The sequence below is a fragment of the Nonomuraea sp. NPDC049695 genome (assembly GCF_040674955.1).
Classification (GTDB): Bacteria; Actinomycetota; Actinomycetes; order Streptosporangiales; family Streptosporangiaceae; genus Nonomuraea; species Nonomuraea helvata.
Genome location: NZ_JBFANV010000108.1, coordinates 1 through 24299 on the forward strand (window position 1 = coordinate 1; position 24299 = coordinate 24299).

Annotated in this window: 24 protein-coding genes; 10 read left to right on the forward strand and 14 right to left on the reverse strand. The window is 71.8% G+C overall.

Features of this window, described 5'->3' with window-relative positions; genetic code table 11:
• The coding region (locus AB0J64_RS49230) for a LuxR C-terminal-related transcriptional regulator (RefSeq protein WP_364043692.1) at positions 1–135 on the forward strand (135 nt) is incomplete at its 5' end.
• A gap of 83 nt (positions 136–218) precedes the next feature.
• Here AB0J64_RS49230 and AB0J64_RS49235 read toward each other — a convergent pair.
• From AB0J64_RS49235 to AB0J64_RS49280, 10 genes are all read right to left on the reverse strand, one after another.
• Positions 219–740 carry a hypothetical protein gene (locus AB0J64_RS49235; RefSeq protein WP_364043607.1) on the reverse strand — a complete coding sequence of 174 codons (522 nt, stop codon included), beginning with the start codon at positions 738–740 and terminating at the stop codon, positions 219–221.
• A gap of 110 nt (positions 741–850) precedes the next feature.
• On the reverse strand, positions 851–1693 hold the full coding sequence (locus AB0J64_RS49240; protein ID WP_364043610.1) for a universal stress protein: 843 nt from the start codon (positions 1691–1693) through the stop codon (positions 851–853).
• A gap of 46 nt (positions 1694–1739) precedes the next feature.
• A complete protein-coding gene (locus AB0J64_RS49245; protein WP_364043613.1) occupies positions 1740–2579 on the reverse strand; it encodes a universal stress protein in 840 nt (279 codons plus the stop codon).
• Positions 2580–2651: 72 nt separating this feature from the next.
• Entirely contained in the window at positions 2652–4298 is a 1647-nt protein-coding gene (gene sulP / locus AB0J64_RS49250) for a sulfate permease (RefSeq protein ID WP_364043616.1), read from the reverse strand.
• A gap of 48 nt (positions 4299–4346) precedes the next feature.
• Positions 4347–5063 carry a universal stress protein gene (locus AB0J64_RS49255; RefSeq protein ID WP_364043619.1) on the reverse strand — a complete coding sequence of 239 codons (717 nt, stop codon included), beginning with the start codon at positions 5061–5063 and terminating at the stop codon, positions 4347–4349.
• A gap of 109 nt (positions 5064–5172) precedes the next feature.
• Positions 5173–6417, reverse strand: coding sequence for an FAD-dependent oxidoreductase (locus AB0J64_RS49260; RefSeq protein WP_364043622.1), 1245 nt, complete (start codon positions 6415–6417; stop codon positions 5173–5175).
• Positions 6418–6568: 151 nt separating this feature from the next.
• Positions 6569–8143: a helix-turn-helix domain-containing protein gene (locus tag AB0J64_RS49265; RefSeq protein WP_364043625.1), complete on the reverse strand. Its 1575-nt coding sequence runs from the start codon at positions 8141–8143 to the stop codon at positions 6569–6571.
• 54 nt (positions 8144–8197) lie between these two features.
• A complete protein-coding gene (locus tag AB0J64_RS49270) occupies positions 8198–8539 on the reverse strand; it encodes a TraR/DksA C4-type zinc finger protein (RefSeq protein ID WP_364043628.1) in 342 nt (113 codons plus the stop codon).
• 77 nt (positions 8540–8616) lie between these two features.
• Entirely contained in the window at positions 8617–9393 is a 777-nt protein-coding gene (locus tag AB0J64_RS49275) for a rod shape-determining protein (protein WP_364043631.1), read from the reverse strand.
• A 358-nt stretch (positions 9394–9751) separates the two neighbouring features.
• Positions 9752–10126, reverse strand: coding sequence for a hypothetical protein (locus AB0J64_RS49280; protein ID WP_364043634.1), 375 nt, complete (start codon positions 10124–10126; stop codon positions 9752–9754).
• Between the two features lie 124 nt (positions 10127–10250).
• Here AB0J64_RS49280 and AB0J64_RS49285 point away from each other — a divergent pair, with 124 nt between their 5' ends.
• Both AB0J64_RS49285 and secD read left to right on the forward strand, forming a co-directional pair.
• Positions 10251–10610 carry a hypothetical protein gene (locus AB0J64_RS49285; RefSeq protein WP_364043637.1) on the forward strand — a complete coding sequence of 120 codons (360 nt, stop codon included), beginning with the start codon at positions 10251–10253 and terminating at the stop codon, positions 10608–10610.
• A gap of 37 nt (positions 10611–10647) precedes the next feature.
• Positions 10648–12894 (forward strand): protein translocase subunit SecD, encoded by a 2247-nt coding sequence (secD, locus tag AB0J64_RS49290; RefSeq protein ID WP_364043640.1) that lies wholly within the window; start codon positions 10648–10650, stop codon positions 12892–12894.
• A 161-nt stretch (positions 12895–13055) separates the two neighbouring features.
• Here the strand turns inward: secD and AB0J64_RS49295 are convergent, their stop codons facing one another.
• Complete coding sequence (locus AB0J64_RS49295; RefSeq protein ID WP_364043644.1) at positions 13056–13373, reverse strand: TraR/DksA C4-type zinc finger protein; 318 nt, start codon at positions 13371–13373, stop codon at positions 13056–13058.
• A gap of 182 nt (positions 13374–13555) precedes the next feature.
• The gene (locus AB0J64_RS49300; RefSeq protein WP_364043647.1) at positions 13556–13933 is read right to left on the reverse strand and encodes a hypothetical protein; all 378 of its coding nucleotides are present in this window, start codon (positions 13931–13933) and stop codon (positions 13556–13558) included.
• Positions 13934–14186: 253 nt separating this feature from the next.
• On the opposite strand from AB0J64_RS49300, the gene AB0J64_RS49305 reads away from it, so the two are divergent.
• Both AB0J64_RS49305 and AB0J64_RS49310 read left to right on the forward strand, forming a co-directional pair.
• Positions 14187–15800, forward strand: coding sequence for a PP2C family protein-serine/threonine phosphatase (locus AB0J64_RS49305; protein ID WP_364043650.1), 1614 nt, complete (start codon positions 14187–14189; stop codon positions 15798–15800).
• Positions 15797–16837, forward strand: coding sequence for a cobalamin-dependent protein (locus tag AB0J64_RS49310; protein ID WP_364043653.1), 1041 nt, complete (start codon positions 15797–15799; stop codon positions 16835–16837). Before AB0J64_RS49305 ends, AB0J64_RS49310 begins: the two co-directional genes overlap by 4 nt.
• A gap of 45 nt (positions 16838–16882) precedes the next feature.
• Here AB0J64_RS49310 and AB0J64_RS49315 read toward each other — a convergent pair whose 3' ends face one another.
• Entirely contained in the window at positions 16883–17551 is a 669-nt protein-coding gene (locus AB0J64_RS49315; protein ID WP_364043656.1) for a GntR family transcriptional regulator, read from the reverse strand.
• Between the two features lie 106 nt (positions 17552–17657).
• Here AB0J64_RS49315 and AB0J64_RS49320 point away from each other — a divergent pair, with 106 nt between their 5' ends.
• Genes AB0J64_RS49320 through AB0J64_RS49340 form a run of 5 tightly spaced genes read left to right on the forward strand, consistent with a single transcriptional unit; the run spans position 17658 to position 23411 of the window.
• Positions 17658–18716: a sugar ABC transporter substrate-binding protein gene (locus AB0J64_RS49320; RefSeq protein WP_364043659.1), complete on the forward strand. Its 1059-nt coding sequence runs from the start codon at positions 17658–17660 to the stop codon at positions 18714–18716.
• Positions 18717–18743: 27 nt separating this feature from the next.
• A complete protein-coding gene (locus tag AB0J64_RS49325) occupies positions 18744–19829 on the forward strand; it encodes a mandelate racemase/muconate lactonizing enzyme family protein (protein WP_364043662.1) in 1086 nt (361 codons plus the stop codon).
• Entirely contained in the window at positions 19826–20899 is a 1074-nt protein-coding gene (locus AB0J64_RS49330; RefSeq protein ID WP_364043665.1) for an ABC transporter permease, read from the forward strand. Before AB0J64_RS49325 ends, AB0J64_RS49330 begins: the two co-directional genes overlap by 4 nt.
• Positions 20896–21894, forward strand: coding sequence for an ABC transporter permease (locus AB0J64_RS49335; protein WP_364043668.1), 999 nt, complete (start codon positions 20896–20898; stop codon positions 21892–21894). Before AB0J64_RS49330 ends, AB0J64_RS49335 begins: the two co-directional genes overlap by 4 nt.
• Positions 21891–23411: a sugar ABC transporter ATP-binding protein gene (locus tag AB0J64_RS49340; RefSeq protein WP_364043671.1), complete on the forward strand. Its 1521-nt coding sequence runs from the start codon at positions 21891–21893 to the stop codon at positions 23409–23411. The genes AB0J64_RS49335 and AB0J64_RS49340 overlap by 4 nt, the downstream gene beginning before the upstream one ends.
• On the opposite strand, the gene AB0J64_RS49345 is transcribed toward AB0J64_RS49340, so the two are convergent.
• The gene (locus tag AB0J64_RS49345) at positions 23401–24294 is read right to left on the reverse strand and encodes a carbohydrate ABC transporter permease (protein ID WP_364043674.1); all 894 of its coding nucleotides are present in this window, start codon (positions 24292–24294) and stop codon (positions 23401–23403) included. The genes AB0J64_RS49340 and AB0J64_RS49345 overlap by 11 nt on opposite strands.
• Positions 24295–24299: the final 5 nt, after the last annotated feature.

A 24299-nucleotide genomic window follows, 5' to 3' on the forward strand; every position in this document is an offset into this window, starting at 1 on the left:
ATCGGCGAGCGGATGTTCCTGGCGGAGAAGACGGTCAAGAACTACGTGTCCAACCTGCTGGCCAAGCTCAACATGCAGCGCCGCACCCAGGCGGCCGCGCTGGTCGCGCGTCTGCAGGCCGACCGGCGGGACTGACGGGCTCGCCCCGCTACCTGTGATCATCCGGACAGTACGACGCCCACCCCGGCAGTCAGGGTGGGCGAGGTGGGTGGCGCGCACTATCTGAGGTAGCGGTTGCGCTGGACGATGGGCAGGTTGCCGAGCCCGAGGGTGGCGCCGGCGTCGGCGAGCGCGAGGCCGATGAGGACGATCGAGTAGATGATGTGGTCGTCCATGAAGGGGTTGGTGTCCAGAGGCAGTTCGGCCGCCCACATGAGGACCAGCATGAGGCTGCCGGCGACCGCGGCGATCCGGGTGCCGACGCCCAGGATCAGCGCCAGGCCGATGCCGAGCAGTCCGGCCATGAACAGCCAGTCCACCCACGCCTGCCCGGCCAGGCTGGAGAAGAAGCCGCCCAGCGCGTTCTCGCCGGTGCCCTTGAGGAAGCCGGTGGTGGGGCTGCCGCCGGAGATCCAGGCGCGGTTGGCCGGAGTGGCGAAGCCCCAGCCGAAGGTCTTGTCCAGGAACGCCCACAGGAAGATCCACCCGATCGAGATCCGGGCGACCGCCCAGACGTAGTCGACGGGACGGCGAGCCGGGGTGTGGTGGTCCGTGGCGGGCTTGGCATATGCGGTGGCCATGATGTTCCTCCGTGGGGGGTGGGTGCCTGTTCCTTGACTGCCTCCAGGAAACGCGATTCCCGGCGTCGCCTGCAGAGCCGTACGTCCCGCTCTGCCGGGACCTTCGGCCCCTACGCGCGGACCACCGCCACCGGGCAGCGCGCGTGGTGCAGCACGCCCCGGCTGACCGAGCCGAGCAGCATCGAGCCCAGGGCACCGCGCCCGTGCGAGCCCACCACCAGCAGGTCCGCGCGTTCGGATGCGTCGACCAGTGCGTCCACCGGATGCGCGGACTGCACGTCCTCGACGATCGTCACCTGGGGATGGTCCGCGGCGAAGACCGCCACCCGGTCGCGGACGACCTGGTGCTGGGCACGGCGGATCTCGTCCATGTCGTACGTGATCTCAGGGGCGAAGGCGTGCACCGGCAGCTGCCAGGCGTGCAGGACCCGCAGGGCGGATCCGCGCAGCTTCGCCTGCTGGAAGGCGTAGGCGAGCGCGGGCTCGCACTCCGGCGAGTCGTCCACGCCCACCACGACCTCCCCCTGCACGGGGCGATGCTCGCCGCGCACCACCACGACCGGGCAGCGGGCGTGCCCGGCCACGTGCGTGCTGACCGAGCCCAGCAGCGCACCGGCGAACCCGCCCAGCCCGCGGCTGCCGACCACGATCTCCGTGGCGTCCTTGGCCTGCTCGCGCAGGACCACGGCCGGCGCGCCCTCGGCCTCCTGCGTGGCGACCTCGACGGAGGGCTGGCGCTCGTGGACGAGCGCCTCGGCCTCGCGCAGCACTCTCTGTCCTTCGCGCTGCAGCACGTCAGGCAGAGCGACGTCGGAATATCGGCCTACCTGGTACGGCGAGCGGTCCACGGCGTGCACGATCCGCAGCGGCTCCTTCATGCGGAGCGCGTCGTCGGCCGCCCACTGCACCGCGGCCCGTGCGGCCACGGAGCCGTCCACACCTACGATGATCATCTTGCCCTCCTCTGTCACACCTCCATCCGACGGCAGCCGGGGGCGGTCATGGCCTCTCGGCGCGGGGCCGTACCACCGCGACCGGGCACGTGGCATGGTGCAGCACGCCGTGGCTGACCGAGCCGAGCACCGCGGAGGCGAAACCGCCCAGCCCGCGCGAGCCGACCACGACCAGATCGGCCGTGGCCGAGGCGTTGGTGAGGGCGGGCACCGGATGCTCTCTCGCCTGCTGTTCGACGATCTCGACGTCGGGGTTCTTCGCGCGCCACAGGCTCATCCGTTCCCGGGCCCTACGGGCCTCCTCCTGGAAAGCGTCCTCCAGCATGAGGCCGTAGTCCGGGGCGTAGGCCGACACGACCGACTCCCGGCACGCGTGCACGACGAGCAGCTGCGCGTGGCGAGCACGGGCCTGCTCGACGGCGTACGCCATGGCCTCCCGCGCACTTTCTGAGCCGTCTTCGCCGACCACGATCCGGCCGTACTCCTCAGCGGCAGGCCCGCGGACGATGACGACCGGTCCCCCGGCATGCCCGGCGACCGCCAGCCCGACCGAGCCGAGCACCAGTTCGGCGAATCCCCCCGATCCCCGGCCACCCAGCACCAGGGAATCGGCCGACGCCGACTGGCGGATCAGGACGTCGACGACGTTTCCCTCGGCCAGCTCGGTGCTCACCTCGACATCCGCGCCGACCGCGCGAGCGCTGTCAGCCGCGGCCTCCAGGACACCGAGGCAGTACTTCCTGGTGTCGAAGCCGCGTGACGTGCGTTCACACACGTGTACGGCCTTGAGCGGCAGCCGCCTGCGCCGGGCGTCGGCCACTGCCCACTCCACCGCCGCTCTCGCGCACTCGGAGCCGTCCACACCGACCACGATCGGTCCGGCCATCACCGGGCCTCCTTCACAGAGCTGTCCCTGCCCTCCTCCTTCCCGAAACGGACATTGGCGCACATAGTTCCGTCACGGAGCCTGCCATCGCCGGTAGGCGGCCACGGCGGTCGGGAGGGTCGGAAACAGCAGGTCCTCCCCGATGGCCTCCGTCAAGCCGAACGCGTCGAGCGCGGTACGCAGATCGTGCTTGACCCTGGCCATGGCGAACACGATGCCGCGGCGGGCCAGTTCGGAGCGGAGCGACTCCACCGCGTCCAGAGCCGTGGCGTCCACCTCCACATTGGCCTCGACGTTGAGCACGAACCACGACACAGGCCCTTCCTGCTGGTCGACCGAGGCCAGCGCGCGACGCCGGAAATCCTGGGCGTTGGCGAAGAACAGCGGGGAGTCGTAGCGATAGATCACCAGCCCGGGGATGGTCCGCGCGTCCGGATAGTCGTCCACGTCGTGCATCCCCGCCAGGCCGGGGACGACACCCAGGATCGCGTCGTGCGGCCGGGCCACGCGGGCCAGCATCTCCACGACCGACAGCCCCACCGCGAGGAGCACGCCGTACAGGATGTCGAAGACCAGCACCCCGGCGAGCGAGGCCAGGGCGAGCAGCAGCTCGCTGCGGCGGAAGGCCGCAAGACGGCGGAAAGCCGCCACATCGATCAGCCGCGTGGCGGCGTAGATCACGATGGCGCCCAGCGCGGCCAGGGGGAAATCAGCCAGGAGCGGACCGGCGAAGAAGGCCATGCTCATGACGACGACCAGAGCGACGAGCGAATACACCTGGCTGCGGCCACCGGCCGCGTCGGCCAGGGCCGTACGGCTGCCGCTGCTGCTGACCGGGAACCCGTGCAGGACACCCGCGCCCAGGTTGGCCACACCGAGCGCGAGCAGCTCCCGGTTGGCGTCGATCTGCTGATCGTGCTTCGCGGCGAACGACCGGGCCGTGAGCATGTTGTCGCTGTAGCCCACCAGCAGCACGCCGAGAGCGGGCAGCAGCAGGTTCCGCAGATCTGCCGGCGCCGGAAGGGCCGGCACCGGCAGTCCGGCGGGGATCTCGCCCACCACCTTGATCCCGTACCGCTCCAGCCCGAGCAGCGCCACACAGGCGGTGGCCAGCAGGACGGCGAGCAGCGGGGCGGGGATCCACGGCAGGCGCCATTGCGCGAGGAACACCAGGGCCAGCACCCCGGCGGCGAGCAGCAGCGTCGCTGGATGGACCGCCGTCAGACCCCGCCCGAACGAGAGCAGTTCGGCGATGACGCCGTCCCCGGACACCCGGACGCCGGTCACCTTGCCGAGCTGGCCGACGATCATGATGACCGCCACGCCCGCCAGATAGCCGACCAGAATCGGCCGGGACAGGAGGTCGGAGACGAACCCCAGGCGGAGCAGCCGGCAGACCAGGCAGAGCAGGCCGACGGTGACGGCGAGCCCGGCCGCGAGTGTGGCGTACCTGGCGGGATCGCCCGCCGCCGGCGGCCCGACCGCGACGGCGGTCATGAGCGCGGTCGTCGACTCGGGACCCACCGACAGCTGGCGGGAGGAACCGAGCACGGCATAGACCGCCAAGGGCGCCAAAGTGGCCCAGATGCCCACCACGGGCGGCAGCCCCGCCACGATGGCATAGGCCATGACCTGGGGTATCGCGTAGGCCGCCACGGTGATTCCGGCCAGCACGTCACCGCGCAACCACTCACGCCGGTACGGAATGAACGCGACCATGCCCGCCAGTGTCGCATCAAGTGGGCAGCGCTGTGCGTGATCACTCCATCACAATACGTACGGCCCTTCTGTCACGACCGCGACCGGGCAGGGAGCATGCTGCAGAAGGAAGCTCGCAGCGCCGAAATGAGCCGACCGTCTGCGCCCGACGACCATGAGCGTCCAGCGCTCGTGTGTCTCCCCCTGCTGGATGCGGACCTCGGGGCGGCGGTGCGCCCACTCGGCCAGGTCGGCCGAGACGGACACCGGAACCCGGCGCAGGGCGGCCTCGTCGAATGCGAACTCCAGGACGGACGCGTCGGGCTCCTTGTCGGGAACCACGATCGGTCCCGGATCCGTCTCGGCCGGCAGGGGCCCCGGGCCGCGTACGACGATCACCGGGCAGTCGGCGTGCGCGGCGACGTATCCGGCGACCGAGCCCACGACGGCTCTGGGCAGCGCGCTCAGCCCGCGGGAGCCCACCACGACGAGCGCGGCGTCGCTGGAGAGCTCGACCAGGCGCTGGGCGGCGGGGCCCTCGTACAGGTCGGTCTCCACGCGTACGCCCGCGCTGGTCGAGCGGGCGCAGTCGGCGCCGTGCCACAGCACGTGCTCGGCCGCCTTGCGCAGGTGGGCCTTGTCGTCCTCCTCCGCCTCGCCGTACGGCCACTGCCAGGCGTGCGCGATGGTCAGCGGCAGCTTCCTCAGCTCTGCCTCGTCCAGCGCCCAGTCCAGGGCCTGCACCGAGAAGTCCGAGCCGTCGTAACCGAGCACGATGTGGTTCATGTCCGCAGGCTCCTTCGAGCGCTCCATGGCAGCCAGTCTCTGCTCGGGCGGAGCCGTCCTGTAGGGCCATGCGGCCCGGCCCGGCGGGACGTTGGTCCCACACGAACGTTCAGCGCAGCGGGTCGAACTCGCGCAGGGCAGCGGGCTGCTTGCCGGTGGTGATCTGTTCGGCCAGCAGCCGCCCGGTCGCCGGGCCGTGGGCCATGCCCCACATGCCGTGTCCGCCGGCCACGTAGATGCCTGGCCGGGCCGTCACGCCGATCAGCGGCCGTCCGTCGGGTGTGACAGGACGCGGACCTACCCAGACGTCGGTGTGTTCCTCCCAGCGCACCCCTTCCAGCAGTGGCCGGGCCGAGGCGATGATCGCCTCCAGCCGGGCCGGGACGCCGGGTGCATCGGGATCGCGGAATTCCATGGTGCCCGCCACGCGTAGTGCGCCCTGGTAGGGAGTGCATGCCACCCGTACGTCGGGCAGGTAGAGCGGGCCCGGTACGGGCCGGTCCACCGGCACGGTGAAGGAGTAGCCGCGGCCCGCCCGCACGGGGACGCGCACGCCCCACTGCGCGGCCACGCGGGGCAGCCAGGCGCCGGTCGCCAGCACCACCGCGTCGGCGGACAGGACGGTGCCCTTGGCCGAGCGGACGATCACCTTCCTGTCGTCGGTGCGGACCTCGTCCACCTCGACGGCGTACACGGTCGCGCCGCGTCGCATGACGGCTCTGCCCAGGGCGTGTACGAAGGCGCCCGGGTCGACGTAGCGCTGGCCGTCGATCCGCACTCCCACCTTCAGCGCCTCGCCGGCGAGCGGGGCGTGCTCGGCGAGCCGCCCGCCGTCCAGCACGGTGTGGTCGACCCGCTGCCCGACCGTCTGGAGCCTGCGCAACTCGCGCAGCAGGCTCTCGGCCTGGCGCGGCGTGCGGAACGCGGCGGTGATCGGCGCCGCGACGACTGGTGCGGCCACGCCGTTGGCGGCGAGCACCTCGTAGGCCTCGATGCATTCGTCGTTGAGCGGCAGGTTGGCGCGAGCGGCCCGGGTCCACGACCGCCAGTGGCTGTTGGCGGCGAAGCGGGCCAGGAACCTCCACAGGCCTGGATCGAGGCTCGCCGGCACGTGCAGCGGCGCGGCCGGGTTCAGCACCGAACGCAGGCCGTAGCGTAGGACGGCGGGTTCGTTCAGCGGGATGGCCAGGCCCGGCGCGATCCATCCGGCGTTGCCCCAAGACGCGCCGGCCGCCACGCCGCCGCGGTCGACCACGTCGACCTGGACGCCGCGTTCCTGCAGGAACCACGCGGTTGACAGGCCCACGATCCCCGCGCCCACCACGATCACCGATCGCGGCCAGTTGCCGACCATGCCCAACCTCCAACGGGTACGAATGCCGGTGTCGCAGCCAGCATGGCCCGGGCGGCACCCGGCGGCGTTGTGGGCGGGGGACAATCGCAGCGCCGCCGTTGTAGATCCAGCACAACGCCCCTGCCAGGACCATTGACGGATCTGCGGCAAGTCATCGGGTGCGTTCGTCGTCCAGGGCGGCCAGCATGATGGTCATGGCGAGGCGCCGGCGGGCATCGTCCGGGTCCAACGGTGCGAGTTCGCGCATTTTGCGCAGCCGGTTGCGAACGGTGTTGGGATGCACCTTGAGTTGCTCGGCGGCCAGGGTGAGATCGCCCTGGGTCTCCAGCCAGGCTCGCAGCGTGGCGACAAAGCAGGTGCCGTGGCGGGTGTCGTGCCGCAGCAGCGTGCTCACCGGTCCGCGGGCCGGTGTCCGGCCGGTACGCGCGGCCGCGCGCAGCCGCTGCAGCAGGATGCCGTCCCAGGACTCGTCGTAGGCGGGCGGGACGGCGCCGGGCCTGGCGCTCTCGTGCAACGCCAGGCACTCGTCGGCTTCCTGACGGCCGGCAGGCAGTTCCGTGACCTCGGCGGGTGCGCCGATCCCGGCCGTGACGCGCACGCGGGCGGGCAGCTCGGAGTGCAGGGCCGCGATCCACTGCCGGGCCGCCTCGGCCTGCTCGGCCGGCAGGATGGTGTAGAGCGTGTCGTCGAGCAGCGCGCTGCGGCCGGGCCTGGACCAGCCGAAGCCGGTGGTGGCCTGCTCGAAGGCCAGCAGCAGCGCGGCATGGCGATCATCGGTGGCGTGCGCGCGGATCGCGATGACCCGCATCGCCTGCGGCGCCAGCCCCAGCCGGCTGATCATCGTCGCGGCGTCGGCGCTGCCCTCCAGCAACCGGATGACCAGGTCGGATTCCACCTGCCGCTCCAGATCGGCGCTGGCACGGGAGCGCAGCAGGTGAAGTGCGACGGTGCGCGCGCCGTCGGCGAGCGCGTGGCGGTGGGCGCCGGTCAGCGGCCGCTCGCAGGTCACCCACACCGAGCCGAGCAGCTCGCGGCCGGCCCGCACCGCCACCGCCATCCGTCCGGTCAGGCCGTGCTCCGGATCGGCGGGGACGAACACCGGCTCGTCCGTCACGGCCAGGCGGGCGAACACTCCTTGCTGCTGGAACAGCTCGCGCAGCCGATCCGGGACCCGCCGGCCGAGGACGGTCTCCAGTCTGGCCGGATCGCCCGCCTGCTGCGAGCGGGAGTAGGCCAGCACCCGCGAGTGCCGGTCCTCGATGGTCACCGCACCGCCGATGACGTCGGCCAGGCTGTCGGCCAGGGCGAACAGGTCGGTCGGACCACGTCCCGAAGCGGTCTCGCGGCTCTCCAGCACCAGGCCGTACACCATGCCGGCCAGCTGGCTCCAGGAGACGGCGGGGTCGGCCAGCAACACGGCGACCCCGTGCCGGCCGCCGATCGCGGCGGCTTCCCGCTCGGCGTCCGCGCCGCTCCCGCTCTCGCCGCCGGGGCCGGTCTGGGCTGGGCGTACCAGGACCGCTGTGGCCTGGGCCGTGGCCGCCCACCGCACCGCCTCGGCGACTGAGGAGGCGCCGATGGCCAGGAGCACGTCGCCCGTGACGTGGCGGTCGGCGGTCTCTGGCATCGCCACGCTGCGCAGCCATGCCGAGCGTGCCTCGGGATGGCCGCACAGCCGGACGCCGTACCCGCCGAGCACGTTCACCAGACGGTCAAGTGTGATCATGTTGAACTCCGGTTGCTCAGAGGGGCGAAGTTCTCCCCGCCCCTCTCACTGGTGTCAGGCGGCCTCGTGCCGTCGCTGGCAGTCGATGCAGTTGCGGGCCAGCGGCCGGACCTTGAGCCGTTCGAACGGGATGCCTGCCTGGCAGTGGGCGCAGCGGCCGTAGGTGCCGGCCGCCAGCCTCTCGCAAGCCTGGGACAGCTCGGCGACGGCGCGCTCGGCAGCGGTGATCGAGACGACCAGTTCCTGCCACGTGTCGTCCGCGCCGTTGCCGTCGCGCTCCTGCTCCCGCAGCGCGTCCAGGTGCCGCCTGCGCTGCTCCAACTGTTCCTGCAGGTCTTGGCGGAGGGACTGCAGCTGCACGCTGCTGAGGTGGGTGATGGCGTGACTGTCGGTCATGATCGTGGGTCCTTTCTGCGAATCACGATGCTGTTGGGGACAGGCCCCGGGTCGAGGTCTCCTTGCGCCGCGGTGCGTCAGCGGGCGCGCCGGCCGAGGTCGCCTGCCAGGGCCGGCCGCAGGCACAGCCGCATCAGGCCGCGGACAGTGGCGTGCTGTGGCTGGGGTGCCGCGCTGACCGGCAGCCGCAGTGCGGCGCGCAGCCGGCGCAGCAGCAGCTCCTGGTGCGCGCCGCCGCCGGTGACGACCAGGCCCCGGGCTCGCGCGGCCGGGCGCGAGGCGGTGGGCAGGCGGCGTAGCAGGCCCGCCGTCATGTCGACGACACCCTCCAGCGCGTACGCGGCCGGCCCCGCGCCGGTGGTGGCGCTGAGCTGAAGCGCGACCGCCTCGACGACAGCCCCGCCTTCGATGGCCACGGCCTCGACGATGCCTGCCCCGACGTCCAGCAGCAGGCGGGGCCGGGGATCGATGACGTCCAGGCCCACGCCGACGGCGGCGGCCAGCGGCTCCTCCACCAGCCTCACCTCGCACCCGGCGATCTCGGCGACGGCGGCCTGGACCGCCCTGCGATCGCTCCGCGAGGCGGCCACCGGCACCCCGGCCAGGACCCGTTCCAGCGGCCGGCTGTCGTAGAGACAGGTGTCCTGCAACACCATGCGCACCAGCCGCAGACAGGCGCCCGGGTCGGCCACCATGCCGTGCCGGATGGGCCACACCACCTCCGGGCCGCCGGAAGCGGACGTCCGCCTCACGATGACCGACGGCCGGTCGGCGACGGCGCGCCCACCCAGGGCGAGCGACCGGGTACGGGCGGTGCCCAGGTCGAGCGCCATCAGACGCCGGGTCGGGCTCATTTCGCGCTCCCACGCGCCGCCGGGTGACGCCGCTCGGCCAGAGCGGCGCACCGGCAGGGGGCGGACCGGCGCGGAGGCTCCAGCCGTGGGTGGGCGTGGGCTGACGTGACAACGGCCACGATGATCGGCTCCTAGCTGACTCCAAGGGGAAAGGCGGCAAGAGAAGGCAGCCCGGACAACGGGCGGCTCAGACGAAGACGGCCTGCCGCTTCCCCGGCCAAGGGGACGGTCGCGAGACATCTTCGGGATGCAACGGCACCATGGGCCGGCGCCAGGCAGTGCCTGGACGCGGGCGTGGGCGTGCGCTGTCGGACTCCGCGATGCGGGTGGCCGCAGAGCCCGGCAGGGAAGACGTCGGCTAAGTGAGCGGCGGGCTTCGTGAACCCGCGGTGCGGTGCGCCAGTTGCTGAGGATCGCGACGTGTGTCCGCGTCGGAGCCCGGCGCCGGCAGCAGCGCCAGATGGGCGAGTTCGCCGTGGCGTTCGCCGCGCATCGGCGGCCACAGCGACAGCACGTGGTGCTCGCGGGCGCCGCTCGCCTGCGGCGGCAGGCCGGACAGGTCGGCGTCCTCACCGCCCAGGCTCCACGCCGGGCCGGAGGCCGAAACCTGCGTAACGGCCGGACCGTCCATCGCTCTGCCCGGAAGACCGACCAGCATCAGGGACAGCAGGACCAGGCCCATCACGCCGGCGAACGCGATGGACCCTTGTGGTGTTCTCCACGGTCCCGTCATAGGGCCGACCATAGCCGAGACCCACGGAAAAGGCATGTCGTGCGATCACCGGCGATGGTGCGCCCGCGCCGGCTTGGGGGTACGGTGGCCGCCAATGCCCACCCGCATCCGGCCAGGAGGAGACGTGCGCAGCAGAGTGCCCGCTGTCCTGCTCCTGCTGGCGGCCTTCCTGCTGGGCCCCGCGCCCGGCGGCATCCATCCGCCCGCGACCGCACCGACCGCCATCGCGGCGTCCGTCACCGGAGCGCCCGCCGCGTGGTGGAGCAGCCCCACCGTGCACGCCGAACAGGACACGGCCCTGCTCCGGCTGCATCCGGCCCGCGGCATCCCCGCGCTGCCGGTGTGGCTGGCCGTGCTGCCGTCCTGCGGGCAGCCAGACCCGCACGCGCCGCCCATCACCACCGTCACGAGCCCTCACGCCGCGGCACCGCAGACGACCGCGGGCCTCGCTCCGGCACGGGCGCCGCCCTCCACGACGCGCTGACGTCCCTTCTCCTCTTCGACAGCCCGTGGAGGCTCTCATGTCACGCGCGCCCTTCTGGCGCGCGGTGGCGTCGCTCCTTCTGATCGCCACCGCACTGCTACTTTCCGTAACCATACCGCCACGACTGGGCCTGGACCTGCGCGGCGGCACGCAACTCGTCTTCGAAACCCGGGACTCCCCCACCGCCAAGGCCGACTCCGAGGCCACCGACCGCGCCGTGGACGTGCTGCGCCGGCGCGCCGACGCGCTCGGTGTGGTCGATCCGACCCTGCTCCGTTCCGGCGAGCGGCGCATCATCGCCGAACTGCCCGGCGTGCTCGACCCTCGACAGGCCGCCGACGTCATCGGCAAGACCGCCCAGCTCACGTTCCACCCGGTGCTGGGAACCCAGGCCGGCACCGGCGCCTCCGGGCGGGTCCTGCCCGACGAGTCCGGGCAGCGCCTGCGGCTCGGCCCCGCCGCGATCACCGGCGACGGGGTGAGCGACGCCGCAGCGCGCAACGATCCGCAGCAAGGGCCGGGCTGGTTCGTCACGGTCGATGTCCGCGACGCCGACGCCTGGCAGCGGCTGACCGGCGAGGCCGCCTGTCACAGCCCGGGCCAGGCCCAGCGGCGCGTCGCCATCGTCTTGGACAACAAGATCATCTCCTCACCCCAGGTCGATCCGAGCGTGGCCTGCCAGGTCGGCATCCCCGGCGGATCCACCCAGATCACCGGCTCCTTCACCCACCAGCAGGCGCAGGATCTGGCCGTACTGATCAAGGGCGGCTCCCTGCCCGTTCCGCTCGCCCTGATCGAGCAGCGCACCGTCGGGCCCACCCTCGGCGCGCAGGCCATTGAGGCCAGCACCAAGGCCGGCATCGCCGGGGTCCTGCTCACCGCGCTGTTCATCGCCCTCACCTACCGGCTGTCGGGACTGATGGCGACCGTCGCGCTGGCGGCCTACGGCCTCATCTCCTACGCCGCCCTGCTCGCCCTCGGAGCGACCGTCACCCTGCCCGGCCTGGCCGGCTTCGTCCTGGCCATCGGCATGGCGGTCGACGCCAACGTGCTGGTCTTCGAGCGGGCGCGCGAAGAGTACGGCCGCGTGCCGCGCCGCGGCCTGCGCGCCGCCCTGGACCGGGGGTTCACCAACGCCTGGAGCGCCATCGCCGACTCCAACATCACCACGCTCCTGGCCGCCGGGCTGCTGTTCTGGCTGGCCTCGGGGCCGGTGCGCGGGTTCGGCGTGACGCTCGCCGTCGGCGTCCTCGCCTCGCTCGCATCCGCCATGCTCATCACCCGTGTCCTGGCCCACCTCCTCATCGGCAGGACCGCACCGCGGCTGTCCGGGCTGGCGGCGCAAGGCCGGGTCAGGACCTGGGTCACACAGCACGAACCGCACATCATGGCCGCCGGCCGGCGATGGCTGGCCGCGGCCGCCGCCCTGGTCGCCGCCGCCCTCGCCGGGTTGGCTCTGCACGGGCTGAACTTCGGCATCGAGTTCACCGGCGGCCGGATGGTCGAGTTCACGGCCGCACGGCCGGTCGGCATCGAGGTCGCGCGGCAGGCGGTGGCCGAGGCCGGACACCCGGCGGCGAGCGTGCAAGTCTCCGGGACCACCGTGTCCGTGCGGGCCGGCCAGGTCAGCGCCGACGAGGTCGTCGCCATCGAACAGGCGCTCGATGCCGGGCTCGGCAAGGTGACCAAGCAACGCGACGAGCTCATCGGCCCCAGCCTGGGCGACGAGCTGCGCCGCAACGCCCTCATCGCACTCGCTGTGGCGCTGGCGGCGCAGCTGATCTACTTGGCCGTCAGGTTCCGCTGGACGTTCGGCGCCGCCGCGGTGCTGGCCCTCGTCGTGGACACCTGCGCGGTGCTGGGCCTGTTCGCCTGGCTGGGCAGACCCATCGACGGGGTCTTCCTGGCGGCCATGCTGACCATCATCGGATATTCCATCAACGACAAGGTGGTGGTCTTCGACCGCGTACGCGAACTGTGGCAGGCCCGGCGGCAGGCACGCTTCGCCGACGTCGTCAACGCGGCGATCCTGCAGACCGTGCCACGTACCGTGAACACCGGCCTCGGGGCCCTGTTCATCCTCACCGCGCTGGCCGTCTTCGGCGGCGACACCCTGCGTGACTTCGCCGTCGCGCTCATCGTCGGCATCGTGGTCGGGACCGTGTCGTCGTCACTCGTGGCGGGCCCCCTCGCGATCGAATTCGAACGCTTCAGCAAGCAGCCCCCGCCCCTGCCACCCACACCGCGGCAACGCCGGCGGCGGGGGACGGGCGCGGTCCTGTAGCCGGTGGCCGCGCCGTCCGAGGCTGCCTGAGTGTCCCCGGACGGCGCGGCCCCGATGCACGACGGGGCCGCCGCCTCCGGCTGGTTGACCTATTCGCCGGTGAACAGCAGGGGGCGCCACTACATGGCCGGCCCCAACTCATCCGGCCTGCTGCGCGGCGTTCATGCCGCCGCCTCATCGCGGCGGGCATGCGCGCAGCCGTCGCAGGCGATCCGGTCCGGCGCCCGGCGCAGCTGATCGAAGGCGATGAAGGCGCCGCAGCACTGGCAGATGCCGTACAGCCCTCGGTCCATGCGCTCCAGTGCGGCCCGGATGGCGGCGATGCGCCGTCTTGCGTCGTCCTGCAGGGCGGGATCGCTGGTCGGGCGTGAATCAGCCGTGGTGAGCTGGTCGTGCAGCAGCTTGCGCAGTTCCTCCAGCCGGGCCATGTCCTCGGCGTAGTGCTGCAGGTGGGTGTGGACTGATCTGTCGTCGGCCATGACGCTGATCGGCTCCTCGCTGAACGCGGAAGAAAGAGAAGGCGCATCCCCGCACACGGGGACAGCCGGGGCAACGTCTCCAGCGGTGATGGCACGCCGGCGGGCATCCGGGCATGGACAGCCTGGACTCGGGGCGCGGCAACGACCGGGAGAGTGCAGCTCCTGAAGAGAAAGGAGTGGCGTCAGATCAGCGGTGGGCCACGCGATCCCGCGATGCGGTGCCCGAACTGCTGCGGATCGCCGATCACATCCCCGTCCGGGGCCGGCGCGGGCAGCAGCGCAAGATGGGCGGCCGCGACGTGCCGCATGCCACGCAGCGGCGGCCACAGCGACAGCACATGGTGTTCGCGGACGCTCCCGGCCCGCGGCGGCAGGCTCGACAGCCCGTCATCCAGGGCGTGCGAGCCCCACGTCTGGCTGGAGACCGGAGCCGACCGGGTGGCTGGATCGCCGCCGCACCAGCCCAAGGAGGCGCCGGCCATGAGCAAGGACAGCAGGACCAGGCCCATCACGCCGCCCAGCGGGATAGAGCCTCGTGGTGTGCTCCACGGTGCTGCCATAAGGCCGACCATAGCCCAGACGGTGCGGCAAGGCATCCGACGGGAATCGATCCTCACGAGACCCGGCCCCGAACACCTCGGATCGCCGGAGGGAATGCCGTCATGCCGGAATTGAGCCGGTCAACGCGTGGCAGGGGTGGCCTGCCGGGGGTGAAATTTACTGCAAAGAACCACATGACGTGAAGAAGGTGACGGACCGCACCACGTAGAGTGACGGATCTGACGAGGGGGCCTGGAGCGAGGCACGATCGGGATGGTGTGGGAAGACGCGCCTTACCCGATGCTGGCGATCAATGCCGCCGGCATCATCGAGCAGGCGAACGAGGCGGCTCGCCTGCTGCTCGTCGGCGCGGCCGCCGGCGTACCGCTGGCGCGGGTCGCCCCGGCCTGGCTGTCGCAGGCCCACCGTGAGGTCTGGGTCGCGCTGAGTGCCGACCGCGGGCGCGCGGCTCGCGAGGCGGCTCGCGGTCCGGTCGGCCAGTCGGTGTTCGAGGCGCATCCCGTACACGCCGACAGCGATCGTGTCACGTGGTGGCTCGTCGATGCCGGCGACCACCAACGGGCCGTCGAGGCGCTGCACGCGGAGCGGGCATGGACCGCGTTCATGGTCGAGGCGTCCGTCGAACTGCTGTCCTCCCTGAACCTCGAGCGCTGTCTGGAGGCGACCGCGCGCCTGGCCGCCCGGCAGTTCGCCGACGCCGCGCTGGTGGTCATGCCCATGGGCCCTCGCCAGCACGCGATCGTCTCCTGCGATCCGTGGGGCGAGGTGGTCCGCGAGAGTGCCTCCATCGACCCCCGTACGGTGCCGGGGCTCACGGAGGCGCTGCAGGGCTTTCCCCCGACGCCCACCCGCTGGATCGATCCAGCCGAGGCCCCCGACTGGGTGCTCCGAGACAGCGGCGGCGAGGTGGGCTCCGTGGCGGTGACCGCGCTGCCCGGCCACGGCCTGCCCGCGGGCGCGCTGGTGCTGCTGCGCCGCGCCCGTCAGCCCGGGTTCTCCGACGACGAGCAGGTGTTCGCGCCGCTGTTCACCGCGTGGGCCGGCGCGGCGATCTCCGTCGCCCGGCTGTACGCCGAGCAGGCGGCCATCACCGAAACCCTGATGGCCGGGCTGCTGCCGCCCGCGGCGCCGCCGCTGGAGGGCGTGGAACTGGCGGCCCGCTACCGGCCCGCGGGCGACAGCGAGCGGGTCGGCGGCGACTTCTACGATGTGCATCCCGTCGCCGGCTCCGCGCGGGAGTCACTGGTGGTGCTCGGCGACGTGTCCGGCAAAGGCCTGGAGGCCGCCGTGCTCACGGGCAAGATCCGCAACATCCTGCGTGCCCTGGCGCCCCTCGCCGACGACCACCATCGCGTGCTGGAACTGCTGAACAGCGTGCTGCTGACCGACGGCGATCCGACCCGCTACGTGACGCTCGTACTGGCCTCGATCGAGCGGTGCGGGACGCAGGTCGTGTTGCGGCTGACCAGCGCCGGGCACCCTGCGCCGCTGATCGTGCGGAACGACGGCCGCGTGGAGGCGGTCCGCACCGCCGGCACGCTGATCGGCTTGGTGGAGCCCATCACCAGCGTCACCGAGTCGGTGTCGCTGGAGCCCGGCGAGACGTGCCTGCTCTACAGCGACGGCATCGTCGAGGCCAGGGGCGGCCCGCTCGGCGATGAGTTCTTCGGCGAGGAGCGGCTGTGCGAGCAGCTCCGGCAGTGCGCCGGCATGCCGCCAGAAGCCTTGGCCGATCGCGTCCAGATGCTGGCATGCCAGTGGGTGGGCGGTGGCGAGCACGACGACATGGCGGTCGTCGCCATCACCGCGCCCCGCGAGGCGTCGCACGATGCGACCGAACCCGCGGCCGGGCGGAGGCCGCCGTGAGGTACGACGTCGAGGAACGCGTCGAAACGTTGTGGGCGGCGGCGACGGCCGGCGACGAGTACGCCGCCACCGACGCGGCGCTGGCCGCGCTCGACGCCGGGGTCCCGATGGAGACCCTCCTGCTGGACGTGGTCTCCGCCGTGCAGTCGCGCGTCGGCCAGGAGTGGGCGGCCAACCGCATCACGGTCACCCAGGAGCACACCGCCACGGCCGTCAACGAGCGCGTGCTCGCCACCCTGGCCCATCACCCCTCCGTACGGGGGAATCCGGAGCCCAGCAGGGGCCGCGTCACGGTGGCCTGCGTCCACGGCGAGTGGCACGCGTTCCCGGCGCGATTGCTGGCCGAGGTGCTGCGCCTGCGCGGCTGGCACGTCGACTACCTGGGCACGCAGGTGCCCACGCCGCACCTGGTCGCCCACCTGCATCGGACGAACCCGGACGCGGCGGCGCTGTCCGGCTCGCTCGCGACCCGGCTGCCCACCGCGCACGCGGCGATCACGTCGTGCCAGGCGGCGGGTACGCCGGTGCTGGCCGGTGGCGCCGCCTTCGGCCCGGACGGCCGCTATGCCCGTCTGCTCGGAGCCGACGCCTGGGCCCCCGACGCGTGTGCCGCCGCCGACCTGCTGGCCGGCGGGCCGTTGCCGCGCAGGCCCACGTCCGGCCGGAGCGCCGACGGGCCGCCGCACCTGGCCGGGCACGAGTACGCCACTCTCACCGGTGCCGCCGGGGACCTGGTGGGAAGCGTCGTGGAAGAGCTGACCCGGCGCGTCCCCGAGGCGGAGGCGGCCTACGCGGCGCACCAGCTCGGACAGCCCGCCGAGGACGTCGCGTACATCGTCGACTTCCTGGGGGCCGCTCTGTACGTCGACGACCCCGAGCTCTTCGCCTCCTTCGTGGGCTGGATGGCGGAGATGCTCGCGGCACGCGGCATACCGGCGCGCGTGCTGCTCTCCGTCCTGGACGCGCTGGCCGACCGCCTGCCCGCTCTCCCCCACGCCCTCGCCACTCTGGCGCGGGCGCGAGCCGTCCTGGGCTGATGCTGAGCTCATCTGGGCTGATCCGAACCGTACGGACGGGAGGCCTCAGTCGAACGCCGTCAGCTGGCGCTCGCGCGCCTCGGTCACGTGTCCCCGCATCGCCGCCTCGGCCGCGTCCGGGTCTCCGGCCCCGATGGCCGCGGCGACGCGCTGATGCTCGTCGATCGTCGTGCCGGCATGGGCGTAGGGGAAGTATCTCCGGTGCAGGTGGAGGTGGACATGCAGGCGCTCGAGACCGTCACGGAGCAGCGGGTTGCCCGACGCCTCGGCGATGAGGTCGTGGAAGCGGGCGTCGTGAATGGTGAAGGCGGCGTGCCAGCCGCCGGGGTCGTCCGGCTCCTGCGCGATCGAGGTGGCGGCCTCCGCGTTGATCGCCGCGCGCTGCTCTGAGGTCGCCCGCTCGGCGGCCAGCCGTGCGGCGGCGCACTCCAGCAGCAGCCGCATCTCGAACATGTGGTCGAACTCGGCACGGGTGAGCAGCGGGCTGACCGTGTAGCCCACCAGGGGGCGTTTACGGACCAGCCCGTCGGACTCGAGACGGGCCAGGGCCTCGCGAATCGGCGTCTGGGACACCTCGAGCTCGCGGGCCAGCGCGTCGATGTTGACGCGGTCGCCGGGCTGCATGCTGTGCTCGAGGATCCGCGCCCTGAGCACGTCGTAGACGTCGTCGCCGAGCGTCGACCGCCTCAGCCGAATCGGTTCGGTGGATGCCATCGGGCCCATCCTCCCACGAACGTCAGCTCTTGACGTTCTGACGACCAGGGACTATACCTCCATGAAACATCCTATAGGATCTATGAATCCAGCGAGAGGCGCGGCCATGAATGGACGACCACTGGTCAGGCTCGGCGGGCTGGCTGCCGCTCTGATGCTCGCCGCCACCGCCACCGCCGGTTGCACGAGGAAGAGCGACGGCACGGCGACGGCCGGCACCCCTGCCCGGACACCTGACCAGGTCAAGATCGCCCTGGTCCCCGGCGGGGCACACCCCTACTTCCAGCCGTGGAAGGACGCGGCCGCCAAGGCGAAGTCCGAGCTGGGTGTCGGCGACGTCACCTTCAACGAGACCTCCGACTGGGACCAGACCAAGCAGAACGACGTGCTGAAGTCCCTCGCCGCGCAGGGCTACAACGCCTTCGGCGTCTTCGGCGTCTCCCCGGAGAACATCAACGCCACCTTCGAGGACCTCAAACGGCAGGGTTTCCCGGTCGCCTCGCTGGCGTCCTGCCCTGCCGGCGACGTCGACAAGGCGGACTTCTGCCTGTCCACCGACGTCCGGCTGGCCGCCTACAAGGCGGCGCAGGCCGCGATCGAGGCCATGGGAGGCCAGGGCGCCCTCGTGCACCTGACCGGCAACAAGGTCGACTCCAACACCCAGCGTCGCATCGCGGGGGTGCAGAAGGCGGTGGACGAGACCGGCGGGAAGGTCAAGCTCCTGCAGACCGTGACCGACGTGGACAAGGACCTGCAGACGGCGCAGAAGGCCGTCGCCGACCTCCTCGCCGCCAAGGGCGACCGGATCCAGGGCATCGTCAACACCGCCTACAACCCCGCGGTCGCCTCCGCGGAGGGCGTCAAGCGGGCCAAGCTGCCGATCAAGGTCGTCGCGATCGACGACGACAAGACCATCCTGGCCGGCATCGGTGACGGTTCGGTCGCGGCGACCGTGCTGCAGAACCCGGTGGGCCAGGCGTCCGTCGGGTCGTACGCGCTGACGAAGCTCGCGGGCGGCTGCACGATGGCGCAGCCGGGAGTGACCATCGACTCCGGTTCCTTCGTCGTGACCAAGGACGACATCGACACCTACGACACGGACCGGCAGGCGAAGACGGACGAGCTGAAGAAGGCGTTCGACAGCCAGTACCTGTCCTGCAAGTAGTCCACGACCCCCAGGAGGAGCCTCCCCTTGCCCGCGATCACCCACGCCGAGGCGTATCTCGTCGACCTGGAGGTCGAGACCGTACGCACGGACGCCGTCCAGTCGTTCATCAAGCAGGAGACCGTCTTCGTCGAGGTCCGGACCGACGACGGCGGCACCGGCACCGGCTACACCTACACGATCGGCACCGGTGGCACCGCCGTGCTCGCCCTGCTGCGCGACTACCTGCTGCCCAGGCTGGTGGGCGCGGACGCCCGCCGGGTGGAGGCCGTCTGGCACGACCTGTTCGCCGCGACCCGGGCGACCACGGTCGGCGCCATCACCTCCCTGGCCCTCGCCGCCGTCGACACGGCCCTGTGGGACTGGCGGTGCCGCGACGCGGGCCAGCCGCTCTGGGTCCTGGCGGGAGGCGCGAAGGACCGCATCCCGCTGTACGACACCGAAGGCGGCTGGCTGCACCTCACCACCGAAGAGCTCATCGCGGGCGCCAAGGCGAGCCGGGCCGCGGGCTGGCCCGGCGTGAAGCTCAAGATCGGCCGCTCGCCCGTGGAGGACGCGGAGCGGCTGGCCGCGGTGCGTGCGGCGGTCGGGCCGGACTTCGACCTGATGCTCGACGCCAACCAGTCGCTCACCCCCGCGGAGGCGGTCAGGCGGGCCCGGCTCCTCGAACCGTCCGACCCGTACTGGTTCGAGGAGCCGCTGCCGGCCGATGACGTGGCCGGGCACCAGGCACTGGCCGCGGCCGCCTCGATCCCGGTCGCGGTCGGCGAGTCGCTCTACTCCGTGGCGCAGTTCCGCGAGTACCTGCACCGGCAGGCGGCCGGCATCGTGCAGGTGGACGTGGCGCGCATCGGCGGCATCACGCCCTGGCTCAAGGTCGCGCACCTGGCCGAGGCGTACAACGTGCCGGTCTGTCCGCATTTCCTTATGGAGCTGCACGTGAGCCTCTGCTGTGCGGTGCCGAACAGCCGCTACCTGGAGCACATCCCCCAGCTCAGGGCGATCACGCGGAGGGAGATCGAGGTCGCCGACGGGCACGCCCTGGCGCCGGCCTCCCCCGGGCTCGGCATCGAGTGGGACCGCGACGCGATCGACGACCGGAGAGTCCGGTGAGCACGCGGACCGCGACGCCGCCGGAGACTCCCGCGGCGGGATCGCGCGGGCCGTCGGGAATGCCCTCATGGATGTCACTGTGGGCGAACCCCCGACTCGGGCTGCTCGTCCTGCTGGTCGTCCTGGTCGCGCTCTTCACCGTGCTGCGGCCGGCTTTCATGAACACCACGCTCACGCTCGTGCCGCTGCAGTCGGACATCAGCGTGTACGCGGTCGTCGGTCTCTCCCAGCTGGCCGTCCTGTCGCTGGGGCACATGAACATGGCCGTCGGCCGGATGGCGGCGATGAGCGCGTTCGCCATGGGACTCGCCTATGACCGGCTCGGCGTGCCGCTGGTGGCCGGCCTGGTGATCGGGCTGATCGTGGGCATGTCGCTCGGCGCGCTGGCCGGGCTGATCATCTCGCGTACCGGAGTCAACTCGTTCGTGGTCACGCTGGCGATGGACTTCGCCCTGGTGGGGCTCATCACGATCCTCTACACCAGGTTCACCGACGGCGTCGCCTTCAGCAGCCGGCCCGCCGGCATGGACGCGCTGCGCAACGACACGTTCGCCGACTACTGCATGGGCGACCTGTGCGGTCCGCACATCCCGCTCGTCGTGCCGCTCGCCCTCGTCGCGGTGCTGGTGGTGGGAGTGCTGTTCCGCTTCAGCAGGCTGGGCCGGGAGATCCTGATGACCGGCGCCAACGAGAAGGCGGCGGAGCTGTCCGGCATCCCCGTACGGAGCCGGGTGGTGCAGGCCCACGCGCTCAGCGGGCTGCTCGCCGGGCTGGCCGGTTTCCTGCTCGCCGCGAACAACGGGGCGTTCTCGGCGCGCATCGGCGACGCGTTCCTGCTGCCGTCGTTCCTCGGCCCGGTGCTCGGCGGAACGCTGCTGGCCGGCGGCGCGGTCAGCGTGCTCGGCACGGTGCTGGGCGCGACGCTCACCCAGGTCATCTACAAGGGCCTGAACCTGCTGCAGTTCCGGCTCGACCAGCTCAATCTCTACATCGGCCTGGTGCTGCTCGCGGCGCTCTCGCTCGACCGGGTACGCCACGTCGTCGCGGAACGAAGGGGGGCCCGGGCATGAGCACCGGCACCACGACGGCCGGCCGCGCCGGGCTCGGCGGGAGGCTGAAGGAGGTCACCGCCCGGCCGGAGTTCACCCTCGCCGTGCTCGCCGCCGTCGGCTTCGTCGCGCTCGCCGTCGCCACGGACGGCAACCTGCTCTCACGCGGCACGCTGGACGCGTTCTTCCGCTTCCTCGCCGTCCCGATCGTGATCGGGCTCTCCCAGATGGTGGTGCTGGCCATCGGCCAGATGAACCTGGCGGTCGGCACGCTCACGGGCCTGTGCGCCATGGTCGCGGCGTGGCTCATGCTCGAAGGCGGGCTGCCCGCCCCGCTGGCCGTGCCGGCCGCGCTCGGGGTCGGCCTCGCCGCCGGTCTCGTCAACGGGCTGCTCGTCGTGTTCACCCGGATCAACGGCTTCATCGTGACCCTCGCCACCATGACGATCATCGCTGGGCTGCGGTACGGGATCAACGGCCCGGACACCTTCCAGGGCTACTCGCCAGGGCTGCGCGACCTCGGCACCGCCTCGGTGCTCGGGCTGCCGGTCGTCCTCGTCCTCGCTCTGGCGGTGGCCGTCCTGGTGGCCCTGTTCTTCGGCCGCGCGGTCATGGGCCGGCAGTTGCTGGCGACCGGCGGCAGCCCGTTCGCCGCGCGGCTGTCCGGCATCTCCAACGACCGGTCGATCGTCATCGCGCACGGGCTGAGCGGCCTGCTCGCCGGGGTGGCCGCCGTCATCACGGTCGCCGCCTCCGGCTCGGTCAACTCCAGCATCGGCGACGATCTGCTGCTGCCGAGCTTCGCCGCGCCGATCATCGGCGGGGTGGCGCTCACCGGCGGGGTGGTCAGCGTCGCCGGCACCTGCCTCGCGGCGTTCCTGGTCCGGCTGGTGGACGTCATGCAGGCGCAGTTCGGCATCAACCCGCGCTGGATCGACCTGATCGTCGGCGCGGTCGTCCTCGGTGCGGTGCTGCTCGGCACCGTACGCCAGAAGCTGTCGAAGGGGTCGTCATGATGCTCACCGCCGAGAACCTGGTGAAGACGTTCCCGGGAGTGCGCGCGCTGGACGGGGCCACATTGCGGCTCGCCGGGGGCAGCGTGCACGCCCTGCTGGGCGAGAACGGCGCGGGCAAGAGCACGCTGATCAAGATCCTGACCGGTGTGCACCGCCCGGACGGCGGGCGGGTCGTGCTCGACGGCACGGACCTGCACATGAACGGGCCGCTCGACGCCCAGCGGGCCGGCATCGGCGTGGTCCACCAGGAGCGCAACCTGATCCCCGGGTTCTCCGTCGCCGAGAACATCCTGCTGCACCACCTGCCGCGGCGCCTCGGCCTCGTCGACCGGGCGCGCATGCGCGCCGAGGCCCGCCGCTGCCTCGACCTGCTCGATCTGGACCTCGACCCGGACACCCCGGTCTCCCGGCTGTCCGTGGCGCAGGCGCAGCTGGTCGAGATCGCCAAGGCGCTGAGCGTCGACAGCAAGGTGCTGCTGCTCGACGAGCCGACCGCGTCGCTCACCGGCGACGAGGCCGACCGGCTCTACGGGATCGTGCGCAGGCTGCGCGACAGCGGGCACGCCGTCGTGCTGGTGAGCCACAAGCTGGAGGAGGTGTTCGCGGTCGCGGACACGGTCACCGTGCTGCGCGACGGGCGCAGCGTCGCCGAGGCCGAACCGCTCGCCGGCTACACGCAGGACCAGATCGTCGACCTCATGGTCGGGCGGGCGTACTCCTCCGTCCGCCTCGCCGAGCGGCACGTCGACCCCGCGACGGCGCCCGCCCTGCGGCTGGAGAAGGTCTGCACCGCGCGGGGCCACCGCGACGTCTCCCTGTCCGTGCGCCCAGGAGAGATCCTCGGGCTGTACGGCCTGGTCGGTGCCGGCCGCAGCGAACTGGCCAAGGCGCTGCTCGGGCTCGACCGCATCACCTCGGGAACGGTGGAGGTGCGGGGCCGGCCGGTGCGCATCCGCGATGTCGGCGACGCGCTGCGCGCTCACCGCATCGGCTACGTGACCGAGAACCGCAAGGAAGAGGGGCTCTTCCTCGACCAGCCGATCGCCCGCAACGTCGGCGTCACCGTGTGGCGGCGCCTGGCCAGGGCCGGGCTGGTGACCGATCGGGCCGAACGCCGCCTGGTGGCCGGGTACGCCGACCGGCTGGGCATCCGGATCTCCTCGCCGTCCCAGCTCGCGGGCCAGCTCTCCGGCGGCAACCAGCAGAAGGTCAGCCTCGCGAAGTGGCTCGCCGCCGAATGCGAGATCCTCATCGTGGACGAGCCGACGGTCGGCATCGACGTACGCACCAAGGCGGCGTTCCACGAGCTGATCGCCGAGCTGGCGGGAGCCGGGCTGGCGCTGCTGCTGATCTCGTCGGATCTGCCGGAGATCGTCACCCTCGCCGACCGGATCGCGGTGATGAACGACTTCAGCCTGCGCGGCGAGCTGGTCAACGACCACGACTACGCCCGGATGAGCCAGGCGATCATCCGGCTGATCCACACGGGACCCGCGGACGTGGTGCCTAGTTCTTGATGCCGGTCAGCGTGACCCCCTCGATGAAGTAGCGCTGCAGGAAGAAGAAGAGCGCGATGATCGGGGCGATCACCGCCGCCGACGCCGCCATGAGGTAGCCCCACTGGGTGATGTACATGCTCTGGAAGGAGGCCAGCCCCAGCGACAGCGTGTAGTTCTCCTCGTTCTGCAGGTACAGCAGCGGCCCCAGGAAGTCGTTCCAGGTGCCGATGAACGTGAAGATGGTCACCACGATGATCGCCGGCTTGGACAGCGGCATGACGATCGTCCAGAACACCCGCCACGGGGAGGCCCCGTCGATGTAGGCGGCCTCGTCCAGCTCGAACGGGATCGTCAGGAAGAACTGCCTGAGCAGGAAGATGTTGAACACTCCCCCGCCCGCCCCGGCGAACCAGCTGGGCACGGTGAGGGGCGCGATCGTGTCGATCGCGTCCAGCTCCTGCCACATGACGAACGTCGGGATGAGCGTCACCGCGTACGGGAGCATCACGCCGCTCAGCAGCAGCGCGAAGATCACGTTACGCCCGCGCCAGCGCAGCCGGGAGAAGCTGAAGGCCGCGATCGCGCAGGTCAGCACCGTGCCGAGGACGCTGATGACGGCGATCACCAGCGTGTTGACGAAGTACCGGCCGAAGGGCTGAGTGGTGAGCGCCTCGGTGAAGTTCGACCACTGGAACGGCGAGGGGATCCACTGGGGCGGCGAGACGAACATCTGCGCGTCCTGCATGAGCGCGCTGCGCACCAGCCAGACGAACGGCAGCAGGGTCGGGATCGACCCCGCCACCAGCGCCACGTACAGCAGGGCCCGGCCGTACCTGCGGGGTTTGCGCAACCCCTCGGTGGGAGCCACCCGGCCCGCTCGGGTCTTGTCCGGGGTCGCCACGGCGG